This window comes from Kitasatospora sp. NPDC048365 (genome assembly GCF_043200835.1).
GTDB lineage: Bacteria > Actinomycetota > Actinomycetes > Streptomycetales > Streptomycetaceae > Kitasatospora > Kitasatospora terrestris.
In genome coordinates, this window is the sequence record NZ_JBICYJ010000025.1 from 33,316 (window position 1) to 49,868 (window position 16,553).

Consider the following 16,553-nt stretch of genomic DNA (forward strand, 5'->3'; position numbering starts at 1 on the left):
CGGTCACCGATCGGTTAGCGTGGACGGTTATGCGACTCGGTGTGCTCGACGTAGGTTCCAACACCGTCCACTTCCTCGTGGTGGACGCCCACCCCGGTGCTGCCCCGCTGCCCGCGTACTCGCACAAGGCCGAGCTGCGCCTCGCCGAGCTGCTCGACGAGCGGGGGGCGATCACCGAGGTCGGCGTCGACAAACTGGTGTCGATGGTCGCCTCGTCGATAAGGGTCGCCGAGGACAAGGGCGTGGTGGCGATGCTGCCGTTCGCCACCTCCGCGGTGCGCGAGGCCGCCAACGGCGAGCAGGTGCTGAACCGGGTCGCCACCGAGACCGGGGTCGAGCTCCAGGTGCTGTCCGGGCAGGACGAGGCCCGGCTCACCTTCCTCGCGGTCCGCCGCTGGTTCGGCTGGTCCTCCGGGCGGCTGCTCAACCTGGACATCGGCGGCGGCTCGCTGGAGATCGCCTGCGGCATCGACGAGCAGCCCGACGTCGCGTGCTCGCTGCCGCTGGGCGCGGGCCGGCTCACCGCCCGGCTGCCCGGCGACCTCGCCGACCCCGAGGACCTGCGCGAGCTGAGACGCGACATCCGCGCCGAGATCGCCCAGGTGGTGGGTGAATTCGCCCGGATCGGGACGCCCGACCACGCGGTCGCCACCTCCAAGACCTTCAAGCAGCTCGCCCGGATGACCGGCGCGGCGCCGGAGGGGGCGGGCGCGCGGGTCCCGCGCAAGATCACCCGGGCCGGGCTGTCGGCGTGGCTGCCCCGGCTGGCCGCGATGACGCCCACCGAGCGCGCCCAGATCCCCGGCGTCTCCGAGGGCCGGGCCCGCCAACTGCTGGCCGGCGCGCTGGTCGCCGACGCCGCGATGGACCTCTTCGGCCTCGACGAACTGGACATCTGCCCCTGGGCGCTGCGCGAGGGCATCATCCTCCGCCGCCTGGACACCATGTCCGGCCCGGTCGACCGCCGCCCCGCGCTGACCACGTAGCCGCTCGGCGGAGGGCGGATCCGCTTACGCTGGTGCGCGTGGGCCATCCTGCGGACGAGGAGTCATCCGGAGCGGGTCGTGCTGCCGGGCGCCGGCAGGCACGGCCTCCGCGTCCGCGCCGTACGCCCCGGGCGACCGCCGCGCCCGGGCACGCCCCGTCGCCGCCCGCGGGCGACGAGCAGGGCAGCCGGACCGCACCGGGCGCCCCCTCGGTGCCGGGTGCGCCCGCCGCGCCGGGGGAGCAGGCCGCCGGCCGGGGCCGGGTGGCGAAGGCCGCGCGGTCGGTGAAGGCGGCGAAGAGCGCGCAGGTGAAGAAGGTCGCGAAGGCGGTGAAGACCGCCCGCACCGCCCGCAAGGCGCCCGCCCGCCGCGACCCGCTGCTGCGCACCACGGACCGCCTGGTGCTGCCCCCCCACCCGGCGCTGCACATCCCGGACACCAAGGTCGCGCTGTCCACTGCCTCGGTGTACCCGGCGAACACCGCGATCGCCTTCGAGCTGGCGGGCCGCCTCGGCTACGACGGCGTCGAGGTGATGGTGTGGAACGACCCGGTCAGCCAGGACATCGAGGCGCTGCGGCGGCTCTCCGACATGCACCGGGTCCCGATCCTGGCGGTGCACGCCCCCTGCCTGCTGATCACCCAGCGGGTGTGGTCGACCGACCCGTGGACCAAGCTGGTGCGGGCCCGGGCGGCGGCGGAGAAGCTGGGGGCGGACACCGTGGTGGTCCACCCGCCGTTCCGCTGGCAGCGCCAGTACGCCAAGGACTTCGTGACGGGCATCGCCAGGATGGCGGGGGAGACCCAGGTGCGCTTCGCGGTGGAGAACATGTACCCGTGGCGCTACCGGGACCGCGAGATGCTGGCGTACGCGCCGGGCTGGGACGTCACCGACGAGGACTACCGGCACTTCACCATCGACCTCTCCCACGCGGCGACCTCGCGGATCGACGCGCTGGGCATGGTCGACCGGATGGACGGCCGGCTGGCGCACGTGCACCTGGCGGACGGCAGCGGCTCCGGCAAGGACGAGCACCTGATCCCGGGCCGCGGCAAGCAGCCCTGCGCGGAGCTGCTGGAGCGGCTGGCCCGGTCGTCGTTCGACGGGCACGTGGTGCTGGAGGTCAACACCCGCCGTTCGGCGTCGCCCGCCGAACGGGAGGCCGACCTGGCGGAGGCGCTGGCCTTCACCCGGCTCCACCTGACCACCCCGCACCGGCCGAAGCGGCCCTGACATTCCGTCCGGCCTCGCCTAGGGTGGGCCCGAACCGACGGGGGGACCAGGGACCATGACCGACATCCAGCAGCACGCGCTCTCCTTCGGCCCGGTGGCCGCCCAGTACGAGGCGGCCCGGCCGTCCTACCCGGCGGAGCTGTTCGACGAGCTGGAGCGGCTGCTCGGCCGCCCGCTGAAGGACGCGGACGTGCTGGACGTGGGCGCCGGCACCGGCATCGCGACCCGGCTGCTGGCCGCCCGCGGCGCCCGGGTGGTGGCGCTGGAGCCGAGCGCGGGGATGGCGGCCCTGCTGCGGCAGGTCAGCCCGGGGATCCCGGTGGTCAAGGGCGTCGGCGACGAGCTGCCCTTCCACGACGCCTCGCTGGACCTGGTCGGCTACGCGCAGGCCTTCCACTGGACCGACCCGGCGAAGTCGGTCCCGGAGGCCCTGCGGGTCCTCCGTCCGGGTGGAAAGCTCGCTCTGTGGTGGAACGTCAAGGACCGTGCCACCGGCTGGATCAAGGCGCAGGAGGACCGGCTGGTCGTCGCGCTGCCCAGCTACCACGCGTACGGCGGGGTGATCGCCGGCGCCGAGCAGCTGACCGCGGCCGGCCTGGCGGTGGAGCACGTCACCCTGCACTGGGAGCGGCAGGTCACGGTGGACAGCCACCTGACCGACCTGACCTCGCGCTCGTACTTCGCGGTGCTCACCGAGGAGCGGCGGGCGCCGGTGCTGGCCGCGGAGCGGGCGGCGCTGCTCGCCGAGTTCCCGGACGGGGTGCTGACCGAGCCGTACGTGCTGGACCTGTTCGTGGCGGGCCGGGCCTGACCGCATCGCGGACAGCGTGTCCGCCGGGCGGGACCGGGGGCGTAGGCTCGACTGACACGGATAGTCTCCGAAGGAGCGGTCGGAATGCCCCAGCTGAGGTCGAACACGGTCACCCAGGGTCGCAACATGGCGGGCGCGCGCGCCCTTCTGCGCGCGGCCGGCGTAGCCCGCGAGGACTTCGGCAAGCCGATCATCGCGGTGGCCAACTCCTTCACCGAGTTCGTGCCGGGCCACACCCACCTGCAGCCGGTCGGCCGGATCGTCTCCGAGGCGATCAAGCGCGCCGGCGGCATCCCGCGCGAGTTCAACACCATCGCGGTGGACGACGGCATCGCGATGGGCCACGACGGCATGCTCTACTCGCTGCCGTCCCGCGACCTGATCGCCGACAGCGTGGAGTACATGGTCAACGCGCACTGCGCGGACGCCCTGATCTGCATCTCCAACTGCGACAAGATCACCCCGGGCATGCTGATGGCCGCGCTGCGCCTGAACATCCCGACCGTGTTCGTCTCCGGCGGCCCGATGGAGGCCGGCAAGGCGGTGCTGGTCGACGGCACCGTCCGCAAGCTGGACCTGGTCGACGCGATCTCCCAGGCGGTGAACGAGAACGTCTCCGACGAGGACATCGCGATCATCGAGGAGAACGCCTGCCCGACCTGCGGCTCGTGTTCCGGCATGTTCACCGCGAACTCGATGAACTGCCTGACCGAGGCGATCGGCCTCGCCCTCCCCGGCAACGGCTCGGTGCTGGCCACCCACACCGCCCGCAAGGACCTGTACGAGGCCGCCGGCGAGACCGTCGTGGCGATCACCAAGCGCTACTACGAGCAGGACGACGCCTCGGTGCTGCCGCGCGCCGTCGCCTCCCGCGCCGCGTTCGAGAACGCCGTGGCCCTCGACATCGCGATGGGCGGCTCCACCAACACCATCCTCCACCTGCTCGCCGCCGCCCAGGAGGCCGAGCTGGACTTCGACATGCGCGTCATCGACGCGATCTCCCGCAAGGTGCCGTGCCTGTCCAAGGTCGCGCCGAACGGCTCGTACTACATGGAGGACGTGCACCGGGCCGGCGGCATCCCCGCCATCCTGGGCGAGCTGTACCGCGGTGGCCTGCTCAACGAGAACGTCTCCACCGTGCACTCCGCCTCGATGGACGAGTGGCTGAAGACCTGGGACGTCCGCGGCGGCTCCCCGTCCGCCGAGGCCGTCGAGCTGTGGCACGCCGCCCCCGGCTGCGTCCGCTCCGCCGAGGCGTTCAGCCAGTCCGAGCGCTGGGACACCCTGGACACCGACGCCGCCAAGGGCTGCATCCGCAGCGTCGAGCACGCCTACTCGGTCGAGGGCGGCCTGGCCGTGCTGTACGGCAACATCGCCGAGGACGGCTGCGTGGTGAAGACCGCCGGCGTGGACGAGTCGATCTGGCGCTTCCAGGGCAAGGCCGTGGTCTGCGAGTCGCAGGACGAGGCGGTCGAGAAGATCCTCACCAAGCAGGTCAAGGAGGGCGACGTCGTCGTCATCCGCTACGAGGGCCCCAAGGGCGGCCCGGGCATGCAGGAGATGCTCTACCCCACCTCGTTCCTCAAGGGCCGGGGCCTGGGCAAGGCCTGCGCGCTGATCACCGACGGCCGCTTCTCCGGCGGCACCTCGGGCCTGTCCATCGGGCACATCTCGCCCGAGGCGGCCTCCGGCGGCGCCATCGCCCTGGTCGAGGACGGCGACTCGATCACCATCGACATCCCCGCCCGCACCATCAGCCTCGACGTCTCCTTCGAGGAGCTGCACGAGCGCCGGCTCCAGCTGGAGTCCGAGGGCGGCTACCGCCCGAAGAACCGCGACCGCCAGGTCAGCGCCGCGCTCAAGGCGTACGCCGCGATGGCCACCTCCGCCGACAAGGGCGCCGTCCGCGACGTCTCCAAGCTCGGCTGACGACACGCCGTACGGGGGCTCTGCCCGTCCACCCGGTGACAATGGGACACGTGGACGAGCAGAGCACCCCGAAGACCGACCGTGACGGCGCACCCGCGCCGGAGCCGATCCGCTGGTTCGGCACCAGCTGGGTGGAGCACGGCACCGACTACTGGCTGCGCCGCGTCGCCGTCGCGCTCGGCGCGCTGATCGCCACCGTTGCCGGGGCATTCCTGCTGCGGTTCGCCGTCCAGGGCGTGCAGATGTCCGACGCCGGGTCGCTGGTCGACGCGCTGCTGATCGGCGGGATCGCGGTCTGCTCGGCGATGGCCGGGCTTCGGAACTGGAAGATCCTCACCGAGGGCCGGCAGTCGCTGAGCGGCTGGACGGCCGACCGGTCGCTGGGCGCGGTCTGGGCGATCGGCTTCGTCGGCGCGCTCGCCGCGTACTTCCTGCGCAGCCTGGTCGAGGCCCCCGGCGAGGGCCTGCAGCGCGCCGTCCACGACCAGGCCACCGCGACCTGGGAGCGCCGCCGCTCCGCCCGGAACGGACGGAGCGGCGGGAAGAAGCGCCGGAGCTGACCGCGGGTCAGCTGCGGGTGATGGTGCCGCAGCCGTCGTGCTGCTCCAGCGGCTTCGAGCGGTCGTACGGGTCGGTGGTGGACCCGTCCTTGGGCTCCGGGCTGCCCGTCGGCGCGCTGGTCGGGAAGTCGGTCTCCAGGTAGCCGCTGCCCATCGCGCACACGTTGTTGGCGAAGTCGCTGTAGCCGCGGTCCAGTACCAGCTTGCCGCGCTTCACCTGGTAGCGCGCCGGGTCGTAGAACCGGAAGTCCTGCCGGCGGCGGACGATCTCCCGCTCGACCACGGTCGCCGTGCCCTCGCGCAGCGACACCGGCTTGGCGCCGTCGCCCCCGCCCGACCCGCCGGCCGACGGCGCGGCGGACGGTGCCGACTGCTGCTTGCCGACCTCGGGGCCCGGGCGCAGCGCGTACACGTAGCTGACGTCGGTATGCACCAGCACGCCCTTGTCGCCGTCGCTCTCGAAGGTGATCCGGCCCTGGACCTTCACCCGGTCGGTGACCGGGATCGCCAGCTTCGGGTTGAAGCGGCTGAAGTACGAGGCCGGGTCGTTCTCCTCGGAGGGGTGGGCGAGGGTGTTCTCCACCGAGTCCCGGTCCTTGCGGTCCAGCAGGGCCAGCGCGGACTGCGGGGTCGCGCCGTGCAGGGTGGCCGGGTCGATGTTGGCGGCGACCAGGAACGCCTTGACGTTCTTCAGCTGCTCGGCGACCTCGTCCTTGCCGAACACGCCCACCGCCTGCGCCTCCGGCAGCACCAGCGCGTCCGCGCCCTCCGGCCACGCCTCGGCCGGGGAGCCGGCCCACGGGTGCTCGGCGGTCGGCACGTCCGGGGCGACGCTCGGCGCGGCCGTGGTCGGCGCCGCGGTCTCCGGGCCGACCGACGGCAGCGCGGAGGACGCCGGGGCGCCACCGGAGTGGTACCAGTCGCGCAGCTTGTCGATGTTGAGCGCGGCCAGCGTCACCGCCACGGCCAGCACGACGAACAGCGGCGCCTGCCACCCGCCCCGGCGCGGTCGGCGCACCGGGTTGCCCCAGGCGTCCAGCCGGCGGGCCCGGCGGCCGAAGCGACTGCGCCGGATCTCGGTCACCGGGCGCCACGGCTCCGCCTCGGGCGGCTGGCGCTTCCACTTCTCGGTGAGCATCCGGGCCCGCCCGGACGGCTCCTTCACGGACGCGCCCCGGACGAAGTCGTCGTCCAGGACGAGTCCCTCGAACGGGTCGTCTTCGGCGGCGGGGCGGGGTTCGGGGTCTTCGGCTATCGGCACGGGTCGGAAGTATGCCGACCGGTGCCGACAGGCGCTCCACCGGGGAGGGGCACTGTGGATGAACAGTGTTCGGTGCGTGCGGAATTGGGGCGCTTTGTCGCGCCCCGATCCGCCGTCAGCCCTTCCGGGAGCGCTTCACCGAGCCGACCACACCGGCCACCGCCAGCAGCATGCCGGCCGGCAGCAGCGAGGTGAACAGCGCCTCGAACAGCCCCGCGCTGCTCAGCACCCACAGCGCCACCGTGTTCAGCCCCCACAGCGCCCCGGCGGCCGGCAGCGCCGACTGCCACGGGTGCTCAGCCATCCAGCGGTGCAGCCGCCGGTCGCCCGAGTCCTTGCGCAGCCGGGCGCCGACCGTCCCCACCAGGAAGAAGAAGAACAGGCCGAGGCTGGCCGGCCAGGCCAGGATGTCGAGCCCCCAGTCGAGCGTGACCACGTCCACCGCCAGCGCGGCGCCGCCCACCACCGCACCGACCGCGGTGGCCGTCCGCCACGGCCCGAGCGTCGCCGAGGCGACCGCGACCTGACGAGTCTCACGTCGTGACATTTCACCGTGTCCCATGACTCCACGGTGCGCCCCCGGCGGCCCCGGCACCAGAGCCCGGACCCCTGACTTTCCCCCTACGGGGAGCGCCGGGGTCCGGCCCGGCGCGGCTGCCCGCACCGTGGACGGATCCGCGCCGCGCGGCCCCCCGGTGCGAGGATGGCCGACAGGAACGGACGTGAGGAGAGCGGCTCATGAGCAGCACGAGCGGACAGAAGATCGCCTTTCTGGGCACCGGCAAGATCGGCGAGGCGCTGCTCTCCGGCCTGCTCCGGGCCGGCACGGCGCCCGCCGACGTGATGGTCACCGCCCGGCGGACCGAACGCGCCGAGGAACTCACCGCCCGGTATGGCGTCACCGCGGTCACCAACGCCGACGCCGCCAAGCTCGCCGACACCCTGATCCTCGCCGTCAAGCCGCAGGACATGGGCGCCCTGCTCGACGAACTCGCGCCGCACGTCGCCGCCGACAAGCTGGTCGTCTCCGCGGCCGCGGGCATCCCCACCACCTGGTTCGAGGCCCGCCTCGCGGCCGGCACGCCGGTCGTCCGCGTCATGCCCAACACCCCGGTCCTGGTCGACGAGGGCATGAGCGTGATCTCCGGCGGCTCGCACGCGGCCGAGGCGCACCTCGCCCGCACCGAGGAGATCTTCCGCTCGGTCGGCAAGGCGCTGCGCGTCCCCGAGAGCCAGCAGGACGCCGCCACCGCGCTGTCCGGCTCCGGGCCCGCGTACTTCTACTTCCTCGTCGAGGCGATGATCGACGCCGGCATCCTGCTCGGCCTGCCCCGGCAGGTCGCGCACGAGCTGATCGTGCAGTCCGCGGTCGGCGCCTCGATCATGCTCCGGGACTCCGGCGAACACCCCGTCAAGCTCCGCGAGGCGGTCACCTCGCCGGCCGGCACCACCATCGCCGCCATCCGCGAGCTGGAGAACCACGGCGTGCGCGCCGCGATGCTCGGCGCCCTCGAAGCCGCCCGCGACCGCTCCCGCGAGCTCGCCACCGGCGGCAAGTAGCCGCACCCGGGGCCCACCCGGCGGGGTACTAGGCTCGGCCGGGTGAGCTACGAGCTGGTGGTCTTCGACAACGACGGCGTCCTGGTGGACAGCGAGCCCATCTCCAACCGGGTGCTGGCCGAGTACCTGACCGAACTCGGGTACCCCACCTCGGTCGAGGACTCCTATCGGGACTTCATGGGCTGCGCCGCGCACACCGTGCACGACGTGATCGGCGAGCGCTACGGCGCCACCCTGCCGGAGGGGTTCGACGAGCTGTTCCACGCCCGGGTGTTCGCCGCGTTCGAGGCGGAGCTGACGCCCGTCCGCGGGGCGGACACCCTGCTGAAGACGCTGCGCGAGCAGGGCGTCCGGTACTGCGTGGCGTCCTCCGCGCACCACGCGTGGATCCGCACCGCCCACCGCCTGACCGCCCTGGACCCGTACTTCACCGACGACCTGGTCTTCAGCGCCCAGGACGTGGGCGTCGGCAAGCCCGCCCCGGACCTGTTCCTGCACGCCGCGCGCGCCATGGGCGTCGCCCCGGAGCGCTGCCTGGTGCTGGAGGACAGCCGCAACGGCGTGCTCGCCGCCCGCGCGGCCGGCATGGACGTGTACGGCTACGCGGCGCTCACCGACCCGGCCAGGCTGACCGGCGCGGGCGCGACCGGGCTGTTCACCGACCTCGCCGACGTCCTGCGGCTGCTGGCGAACTGATCGCTCCGACCCCCTCCCGCCGGACGCGCCGAACGCCTACGCTCGCGCCAACACTTTTCGTACCGGCGGGTAGCGCCGGTGGTGAGCGAGGTCGGCGATGCAGGCAGAGATCACCGGACGCCTGAAGCAGGCGCGCGCCGCGCTGGCGGTGAGCTTCCTGCTGCAGGGCACCACCTTCGCCCTGCTGGTCACCTGCATCCCGGAGATCCAGGACCGGTACGGGCTCAGCGACTCGCTGCTGCCGGTCTTCCTGGCGGCGGTGCCGATCCTGGCCGGCGTCGGCTCGATCACCTCCGAGTGGGTGGTGAAGCGGACCACCGCCCGCGGCGTGCTGCGGGTCGTGCAGCCGGCGGTCTGCGCCGCCCTCGCCCTGGCCGGCTTCGGCGACCGGCTGTGGGCGCTCGCCCTCGCGCTCGGCCTGTTCGGCCTGCTGGTCGGCGCCCTCGACGCCTCGATGAACATGCTCGGGGTCGGCCTGCAGCACCGCTACGGCCGCTCGATCATGCTCGGCTTCCACGCCGCGTTCAGCCTCGGCGGCATCCTCGGCGCCGCGGTCGCCGGTCTCGGCGCGCACTACCACCTGGGCCTGCCGACCCTGTTCGGCGGCGCGGCGGTGGTGCTGATCCCCGCCGCGCTGGTGGCCGGCCGCTGGTTCGCCGGGCCGGCCGAACTGGGCGACGCCGTCCGGGAGGCCGCCGAGGCCGCCGCCCGCTCGATCCCGTGGAAGCCGCTGCTGCCGCTCTGCCTGGCGATGGCGTTCGCGTACATCGCCGACGCCTCGGTCTCCAACTACAGCGTCAAGTACCTCACCGACGGGCTGAACAGCCCGGAGGACCTCGCCAAGCTGTCCTACCTGGGCTACATGGTGGCGATGCTGCTCGGCCGGGCGCTCGGCGACCGGGCGGTCCAGCGGTTCGGCGCGGTGCCGGTGGTCCGCGGCGGGGCGATGCTGGCGGCCGCCGGCTTCGCGGTCGCGGCGGCCGCGCCCGGCACCTGGGCGGGCATCCTCGGCTTCACGCTGCTGGGCTTCGGCATCTGCGCGATCATCCCGCAGGTGTTCGCCGCGGGCGGGCGGCTGTTCCCGCACGACTCCGACGCGGCGGTGGCCCGGCTCAACCTGTTCAACTACGTCGGCTTCCTGATCGGCTCCCCGCTGGTCGGCGCGATCGCCGACGCCAGCTCCTACCGCTGGGCGTTCCTCGCGCCGATGGTGCTGATCCTGGCGATCGTCCCGCTGGGCGGGTACTTCGCCCCGGAGCCGACCGCGGCCGAGCGTGACGAGGAGCGCGCAGCGCAGAGCGTGGCCTGACCGATAGCGTGGGGCCCATGGTGGACACCCGCTGTGCCCTGCAACTGTTCTGGGACGAGGCCGCGACCGCGTACGACTTCGGTCCGGGCCACCCGATGGACCCGACCCGACTGGCCCTGACCATGCGGCTGGTGGAGTCCCTGGGCCTCGCCCGGGACCCGGCGGTCACCGTCCGGTCGGCGCCGGCCGCCGGGGAGTCGACGCTGCGGCTGGTGCACAGCGCCGGGTACATCGAGGCCGTGAAGCGGGTCGCCGCCGACCCGGCGGGCGAGGACGCCCCGCACGGCCTCGGCACCGACGACAACTGGACGTTCCCCGGCCTGCACACGGCCTCCGCGCTGATCGCCGGTCAGTCGGTCGCCGCCGCCGAGGCGGTCTGGCGCGGCGAGACCCCGCACGCGGTGAACTTCGCCGGCGGCCTGCACCACGCCATGCCGGACACCGCGTCCGGCTTCTGCATCTACAACGACCCGGCGCTCGCCATCGCCCGCCTGCTGGAGCTCGGCGCCGAGCGGGTCGCCTACGTCGACGTGGACGTCCACCACGGCGACGGCGTGCAGCAGGCGTTCTGGAACGACCCCCGGGTGCTCACCGTCTCGCTCCACGAGAGCCCCGCCACGCTGTTCCCGCAGACCGGCTGGTCCACCGAGACCGGCGGCCCGGACGCCCCCGGCACCGCTGCCAACCTGCCGCTCCCGGCCGGCACCGGCGACGCGGGCTGGCTGCGCGCCTTCCACGCGCTGGTGCCCGAGCTGCTCGCCGCCTTCCGCCCCCAGGTCCTGGTCACCCAGCACGGCGCCGACACCCACGTCGAGGACCCGCTGGCCCACCTCGCGGTGTCGCTGGACGCCCAGCGGGTGATCGCCGAGTCGATCCACCGGCTCGCCCACGAGCACGCCGACGGCCGCTGGATCGCCACCGGCGGCGGCGGGTACGCGGTGGTGGACGTCGTCCCCAGAGCCTGGACGCACCTGGTCGCCACCGCCGCCGGCCGACCCGTCGACCCGGCCACCGAGACCCCCGAGGAGTGGCGCGCCGAGGTCTACCGGCTCACCCGGCAGCAGGCACCGCTGCGGATGACCGACGGCGCCACCCCCGACTGGAAGGACTTCCACGACGGCGGCTACGACCCCGGCGACCGCCTCGACCAGGCGATCCTGGCCGCCCGCCGGGCCGTCCTCCCGCACCACGGGCTGATCCCGTGACCGCCCCGGGCCGCACCTCGGCCGGCCGCCCGCCGATCACCCGCGACGCGCTGCGCGACCACCTGCTGCGCACCCGGCTGGCCGGCCCCGAGGTCCCCACGCCCCGGCAGAACAACCTGCGCCACTACCGGCTCTTCGCGCAGGCCGACCCCAAGGCGCTGATGGGCCTCGACCCCGAGCGCCGCTGGGACGAGGCCGCCGTCCTCGCGATGATGGCGGCCAGGGTCGGCGTCGACCCCGACCCCCGGTACACCGAGGGGCCCGACACCATCGACCCCGAACGCACCCTGGACGCCCTGGACCGCCTCGCCGCGCTGCTCCGGGCCACCGCCGACGCCCGCGGCACCGTGCTGGCCGGCACCGGGCACCCGCAGAAGCTGCCCGGCTTCCACGGGGCGCTCGTGCGGGCGCTCGAAGCAGCCGGGTGCCGGGTGCACGCCCCGGTGCGCGGTCTGCGCTTCCGTGAGCCCACCCCCGAGGGCGAGCGGGGCCGGATCACCGACGCGGTCGGCCCGGTGACCGTGATCCGCGACCTGGACGGCTACCCGGAGTTCGCCGGCCGGCCGTCCGGCGGCGCCCGCGGCCGCGGCGGAACGGCGGCCGGGGACCTGCGCCACACCCACTCCCCGCAGCCGGTCCGGCTCACCCTGGCCGCCCTCGCCGACGCCGGGCACCCCCCGCCCGACCTGGTACTGGGCGACCACGGCTGGCTCTGCGGGGCCGGCCGCCTCGGCATCCCCGCGGGCGGCCTCGCCGACTGCAACGACGTCGCCCCGTTCGCCGCGGAGGAGGAGGGCACGGTCGCCGTGGTGGTGCCGGTGGACGACGGGTCTGCGCCCGCCTGCTACAGACCGCTGAGCGACTACGTACTGCAACGGGCGGATCTCGCACCGTAGAAGGACCCGCGGACTCCCTCTTCCCACCCGTACCACGCATAACTACTCTGGGGATACGCGTGTGCCGGTGGAGTCACCGGAGGGGAAGCCGGTGCCTTGCACACACGGAAAAGGGTCGGGTGAGGTCATGAGTTCCGGCGAGCGCCCTCTGCAGGATGTCGTCTTTCTGACCGTGGCCGAAGTGGCCGCTGTCATGCGGGTGTCCAAGATGACGGTGTACCGGTTGGTACACAGCGGTGAGCTTCCGGCCATCAGGGTCGGCCGCTCCTTCCGCGTGCCCGAGCAGAAGGTCCACGAGTACCTGGAGGAGTCCTACGTGAGGTTGCAGAGCGCGTAGGCCGGACACGTAACCGGGGGCACCGATTACGGCAAACGCGGCGTGGAGGGTAGGCTAAGGCCTCCGTCAGTCGTATGGACTCCCGTCTCTCACGGGCGCGGGTCCGAGTGAGCGAGGAATGTTCCGTGGGCTCTGTCATCAAGAAGCGTCGCAAGCGTATGGCCAAGAAGAAGCACCGCAAGCTTCTGAAGCGCACTCGCGTGCAGCGTCGCAACAAGAAGTAGCACCCACGGCGCCTCGCGTCCTAGGTGTCAGCGACTGCCCGTTCCGGAGAAACCTCCGGGGCGGGCAGTGGCGTTTCCACCGGCGAAACGGTGACGCGGTACGGTGCAGGTCGGGAGCCGAGCGCGAGGAGGATCCGGGAACGTGGGCAAGGTCGTGCTCGTCACCGGTGTGGCCCGGAACCTCGGGGCACGGTTCGCCGCCGAGATCGCCGCCGACCCGGGCGTCGACCGGGTGGTCGGCGTCGACCTCCAGCCGCCCGCCGCCGAGCTGCCCGCCAAGGTGCACCTCGCCACGGTCGACCTGCGGCGCCCCGCCGTCGCGCGGGTGATCGCCGAGCACGACGTCGACACCGTGGTCCACCTCAACGTGAGCGCCACCGGCCACGGCGGCCGCGCCGCGGTCAAGGAGACCAACGTCATCGGCACCATGCAGCTCCTCGGCGCCTGCCAGAAGGCCCCCGGGGTGCGGCGCCTGGTGGTGAAGTCCACCACCGCCGTGTACGGCTCCGCGCCGCGCGACCCCGCCGTGTTCGGCGAGCGGATGCAGCCCAAGGACCTGCCCGCCGGCGGCTTCGCCAAGGACGCCGCCGAGGTCGAGGGCTACGTCCGCGGCTTCGCCCGCCGCCGCCCCGACGTCGCGGTGACCGTGCTGCGCTTCGCCAACATCGTCGGCCCGGCCGGTGACACCCCGCTCGCCGCGTACTTCGCGCTGCCGCTGCTGCCCACCGTGCTCGGCTTCGACCCCCGGCTGCAGTTCGTCCACGAGGACGACGCGGTCGAGGTGCTCCGCCGCTCCGCGCTCGACCCGCGGCCGGGCACCAGCAACACCGGGACCTTCAACGTCGCCGGGGACGGCGTCCTGCTGCTCTCCCAGTGCGCCCGCCGGCTCGGCCGGCCCACCGTCCCGCTGCTGCGGCCCGCGCTCGGCGTGGTGGCCGGCCTGGTCCGGCAGACCCGGCTCGCCGACATGTCCCACGAGCAGCTCCAACTGCTCACCCACGGCCGGGTGGTGGACACCTCCCAGCTGCGCGGCACGTTCGGCTACACGCCGGCGTTCAGCACCGCCGAGGCCTTCGCGGACTTCGCCGCCGCGCAGCGCACCGGCCTGCTGCCGCCCGAGCGGCTGACCGCCGTCACCGACCGGATCGCCGGGCTGCTCGGCGACACCCCCCGCACCGACCCCCCGACCGACCGCCCTACCGGCCCTTCCCGGACCAGGAGTTGAGGACGCGATGACCGCCGCCAGGGAGCAGGCCGCCGGTGCGGCGAAGGTGATCCCGATCGAGTCCGCGCCCAGCTGGCACGCGCCCGGGCCCGACCTCGCCGACCGGATCGCCGACGCGGTCGGCGGCGCGCTCGCCGGCCGGCTCGGCGCGACCGCGGAGAAGGTGTTCGGCAAGGGCTGGGAGGACAGGGCCGCGAGCGGGCTCGGCTTCCTGCGGCGCCGCATCACCGGCGACTACGAGGTCGACGAGTTCGGCTTCGACCAGGAGCTGACCGAGGAGGTCTTCCTCTCGCTGCTGCGGCCGCTCGCCGAGAAGTACTTCCGGGTCGACGTGCAGGGCATCGAGAACATCCCCGCCGAGGGCGGCGTCCTGATCGTCGCCAACCACTCCGGGACCGTCCCGCTGGACGCCCTGATGACCCAGGTCGCCGTGCACGACCACCACCCCGCGCAGCGGCACCTGCGGATGCTCGCCGCCGACCTGGTCTTCCTGCTCCCGGTGGTCAACGAGCTGGCCCGCAAGGCCGGGCACACCCTGGCCTGCAACGAGGACGCGCAGGCGCTGCTGGAGCGCGGCGAGGTGGTCGGCGTCTGGCCGGAGGGCTTCAAGGGCATCGGGAAGCCGTTCAGCGAGCGGTACAAGCTGCAGCGCTTCGGCCGCGGCGGCTTCGTCGCCTCGGCGCTGCGGGCCCGGGTGCCGATCGTGCCCTGCTCGATCGTCGGGGCGGAGGAGACCTACCCGATGATCGGGAACCTCAAGTCGGTGGCCCGGCTGCTGGGCCTGCCGTACGTGCCGATCACGCCGACCTTCCCCTGGCTGGGGCCGCTCGGGGCGGTGCCGCTGCCGACGAAGTGGACCATCCGCTTCGGCGAGCCGATCCCGACCGACGGCTACCCGCCGGAGGCGGCGGACGACCCGATGCTGGTCTTCAACCTCACCGACCAGGTCCGGGAGACGATCCAGCACACGCTCTACAAGCTGCTGGTGCAGCGCCGGTCGGTCTTCTTCTGAGACGGAAACGCCCCGCCGGGGGCGGGGCGTTCCGACGGGCGTTCCGCTAACCCAGGGTGAGACCGGGCAGCAGGCCCGGGATCAGCGGCGGGATGTTCAGGCCCTGCTGGGGCTCCGGCGAGGCCGTGCCCGAAGGGCTGGAGCCCGCGTCCTGCGCGCCGGCCGACGGGCTCGGCGTGGCGCCGCCGCCGGTCAGCGGACCGGTCAGTGGGTTGAGGACCGAGCCGAGGCCCGGCGCGGTCGACGGCGCGGTGCCCGTCCCGGACGTGGTGCCGGTGCCGTGCGAGGTCGGCGCGGAGCCGGGGCCGCCGCGCTGGGTGCCCGTCCCCGCCGTGGTGCCGGTGCCGTCGGTGGTGCCGGGGGACTGCTGGGCGCCGCCCGTCCCTCCGCCGGAGCCACCGGTCGTGCCGGTGGGCTGCTCCAGGCGGAGGGGCGCGACGTCCTCGCTTATGTCCTCGAAGAGGCGGTCGACCTTGCCGGCCTGGGTGGCCAGACCGGACGGGAGCCGGCTCTGCATCGCCGTCCAGCGCGGGTCCTGGCCGCCGGCGAAGCTGGCCAGCTTCTGCATCGGGGCGAGCGAGCCGTTGGACCGGTACACCGAGCGCAGCAGGTCGCGGCCGCGCAGCGCCTCGGCGTGCATGTCGTCGAGCGCGCGGCGGACCTGCTCCACGGTGCCGGGGCTGAGCGCGGTCGGCGAGCCGTCCCGGTTGAGCAGGGACTGCGCCTCGTCGAGCCGCGTGGAGGCCTGCTGCAGGAGCAGGGCGCCGCGCTCGGCGTCGGAGTCGGCCCAGTCCAGGCGGAGGCCTTCGAGCCCGCGCTTCATGCCGTACAGCGCGTCCCCGGGCAGCGCGTTGCCGGCCGCGGCGGCGGCGCCGGCGAAGCTGCCGACGGCGACGGCGCCGACCAGGCCGCCGATCACCAGGCGGCGACTCCAGCGGGTGCGGCGGGCCCGGGCGGCCCGGTGGCCGCGCTGCTTGGGCACGGCCGACGCGGCCCCGCCACCGGCCCACTCCTGCTCGAACGCGGCCATCAACTGAGCGCGTTGGACCGTCCGTACCTCGGGGCTCAGCTCGGGCTCGGGCAGTGCGCCGAGCGAGTCGGCGATGGCGAACAGCTCGGCCATCGCGGTGGAGCCGGCCCGGTGCGAGCCGGTGCTCCCGTTCTCAGCCTGGTGGGCCTCCAGCGCCTCGGCGAAGGACTTCGCCCGCCGGTGCTCCAGCACGTTTGCCGTCACGGGCCACACCTCCCTTCGTCGTGTTCGACACCGTGGCCGGCCGGACGGTTGCCCCGGCTGGCCGAAACCACACCAT

17 protein-coding genes are annotated in these 16,553 nt (G+C 73.7%); 14 read left to right on the forward strand and 3 right to left on the reverse strand.

Annotated elements, in window-relative coordinates; translation table 11 throughout:
• The first annotated feature begins 29 nt into the window (after window positions 1-29).
• The 5 genes from ACGFX4_RS24385 to ACGFX4_RS24405 all read left to right on the forward strand — a co-directional run bounded on the left by ACGFX4_RS24385 (window position 30) and on the right by ACGFX4_RS24405 (window position 5,518).
• The gene (locus tag ACGFX4_RS24385) at window positions 30-986 is read left to right on the forward strand and encodes a Ppx/GppA family phosphatase (RefSeq protein WP_393078115.1); all 957 of its coding nucleotides are present in this window, start codon (window positions 30-32) and stop codon (window positions 984-986) included.
• Between the two features lie 398 nt (window positions 987-1,384).
• Entirely contained in the window at window positions 1,385-2,218 is an 834-nt protein-coding gene (locus tag ACGFX4_RS24390; protein ID WP_393078338.1) for a sugar phosphate isomerase/epimerase family protein, read from the forward strand.
• 55 nt (window positions 2,219-2,273) lie between these two features.
• Window positions 2,274-3,029 (forward strand): class I SAM-dependent methyltransferase, encoded by a 756-nt coding sequence (locus tag ACGFX4_RS24395; protein ID WP_393078118.1) that lies wholly within the window; start codon window positions 2,274-2,276, stop codon window positions 3,027-3,029.
• Between the two features lie 84 nt (window positions 3,030-3,113).
• Window positions 3,114-4,958 (forward strand): dihydroxy-acid dehydratase, encoded by a 1,845-nt coding sequence (gene ilvD, locus ACGFX4_RS24400; RefSeq protein WP_393078121.1) that lies wholly within the window; start codon window positions 3,114-3,116, stop codon window positions 4,956-4,958.
• Window positions 4,959-4,999: 41 nt separating this feature from the next.
• Window positions 5,000-5,518 (forward strand): hypothetical protein, encoded by a 519-nt coding sequence (locus ACGFX4_RS24405; RefSeq protein ID WP_393078123.1) that lies wholly within the window; start codon window positions 5,000-5,002, stop codon window positions 5,516-5,518.
• Window positions 5,519-5,525: 7 nt separating this feature from the next.
• Here the strand turns inward: ACGFX4_RS24405 and ACGFX4_RS24410 are convergent, their stop codons facing one another.
• Together ACGFX4_RS24410 and ACGFX4_RS24415 are read right to left on the reverse strand one after the other, a co-directional pair.
• Entirely contained in the window at window positions 5,526-6,779 is a 1,254-nt protein-coding gene (locus ACGFX4_RS24410; RefSeq protein WP_393078125.1) for a hypothetical protein, read from the reverse strand.
• A 115-nt stretch (window positions 6,780-6,894) separates the two neighbouring features.
• Window positions 6,895-7,326 carry a hypothetical protein gene (locus tag ACGFX4_RS24415; protein WP_393078128.1) on the reverse strand — a complete coding sequence of 144 codons (432 nt, stop codon included), beginning with the start codon at window positions 7,324-7,326 and terminating at the stop codon, window positions 6,895-6,897.
• A 191-nt stretch (window positions 7,327-7,517) separates the two neighbouring features.
• On the opposite strand from ACGFX4_RS24415, the gene proC reads away from it, so the two are divergent.
• From proC to ACGFX4_RS24460, 9 genes are all read left to right on the forward strand, one after another.
• Window positions 7,518-8,339 carry a pyrroline-5-carboxylate reductase gene (proC, locus tag ACGFX4_RS24420; protein ID WP_345697719.1) on the forward strand — a complete coding sequence of 274 codons (822 nt, stop codon included), beginning with the start codon at window positions 7,518-7,520 and terminating at the stop codon, window positions 8,337-8,339.
• Between the two features lie 42 nt (window positions 8,340-8,381).
• Window positions 8,382-9,035, forward strand: coding sequence for an HAD family hydrolase (locus ACGFX4_RS24425; protein WP_393078130.1), 654 nt, complete (start codon window positions 8,382-8,384; stop codon window positions 9,033-9,035).
• Window positions 9,036-9,132: 97 nt separating this feature from the next.
• Window positions 9,133-10,344, forward strand: coding sequence for an MFS transporter (locus ACGFX4_RS24430; protein WP_393078133.1), 1,212 nt, complete (start codon window positions 9,133-9,135; stop codon window positions 10,342-10,344).
• Window positions 10,345-10,361: 17 nt separating this feature from the next.
• Window positions 10,362-11,549 carry an acetoin utilization protein AcuC gene (locus ACGFX4_RS24435; RefSeq protein WP_393078135.1) on the forward strand — a complete coding sequence of 396 codons (1,188 nt, stop codon included), beginning with the start codon at window positions 10,362-10,364 and terminating at the stop codon, window positions 11,547-11,549.
• Complete coding sequence (locus tag ACGFX4_RS24440; protein WP_393078138.1) at window positions 11,546-12,445, forward strand: phosphatase; 900 nt, start codon at window positions 11,546-11,548, stop codon at window positions 12,443-12,445. The genes ACGFX4_RS24435 and ACGFX4_RS24440 overlap by 4 nt, the downstream gene beginning before the upstream one ends.
• A gap of 127 nt (window positions 12,446-12,572) precedes the next feature.
• Window positions 12,573-12,782 (forward strand): helix-turn-helix domain-containing protein, encoded by a 210-nt coding sequence (locus ACGFX4_RS24445; RefSeq protein WP_253796863.1) that lies wholly within the window; start codon window positions 12,573-12,575, stop codon window positions 12,780-12,782.
• 125 nt (window positions 12,783-12,907) lie between these two features.
• Window positions 12,908-13,006: a 30S ribosomal protein bS22 gene (locus tag ACGFX4_RS24450; RefSeq protein WP_003948845.1), complete on the forward strand. Its 99-nt coding sequence runs from the start codon at window positions 12,908-12,910 to the stop codon at window positions 13,004-13,006.
• Between the two features lie 142 nt (window positions 13,007-13,148).
• A complete protein-coding gene (locus ACGFX4_RS24455; RefSeq protein ID WP_393078141.1) occupies window positions 13,149-14,231 on the forward strand; it encodes an NAD-dependent epimerase/dehydratase family protein in 1,083 nt (360 codons plus the stop codon).
• A 7-nt stretch (window positions 14,232-14,238) separates the two neighbouring features.
• The gene (locus tag ACGFX4_RS24460; protein WP_393078144.1) at window positions 14,239-15,243 is read left to right on the forward strand and encodes a lysophospholipid acyltransferase family protein; all 1,005 of its coding nucleotides are present in this window, start codon (window positions 14,239-14,241) and stop codon (window positions 15,241-15,243) included.
• A 46-nt stretch (window positions 15,244-15,289) separates the two neighbouring features.
• Here the strand turns inward: ACGFX4_RS24460 and ACGFX4_RS24465 are convergent, their stop codons facing one another.
• Window positions 15,290-16,477, reverse strand: a complete 1,188-nt coding sequence (locus ACGFX4_RS24465; RefSeq protein ID WP_393078146.1) for a DUF5667 domain-containing protein — start codon at window positions 16,475-16,477, stop codon at window positions 15,290-15,292.
• Between the last annotated feature and the right edge of the window lie 76 nt (window positions 16,478-16,553).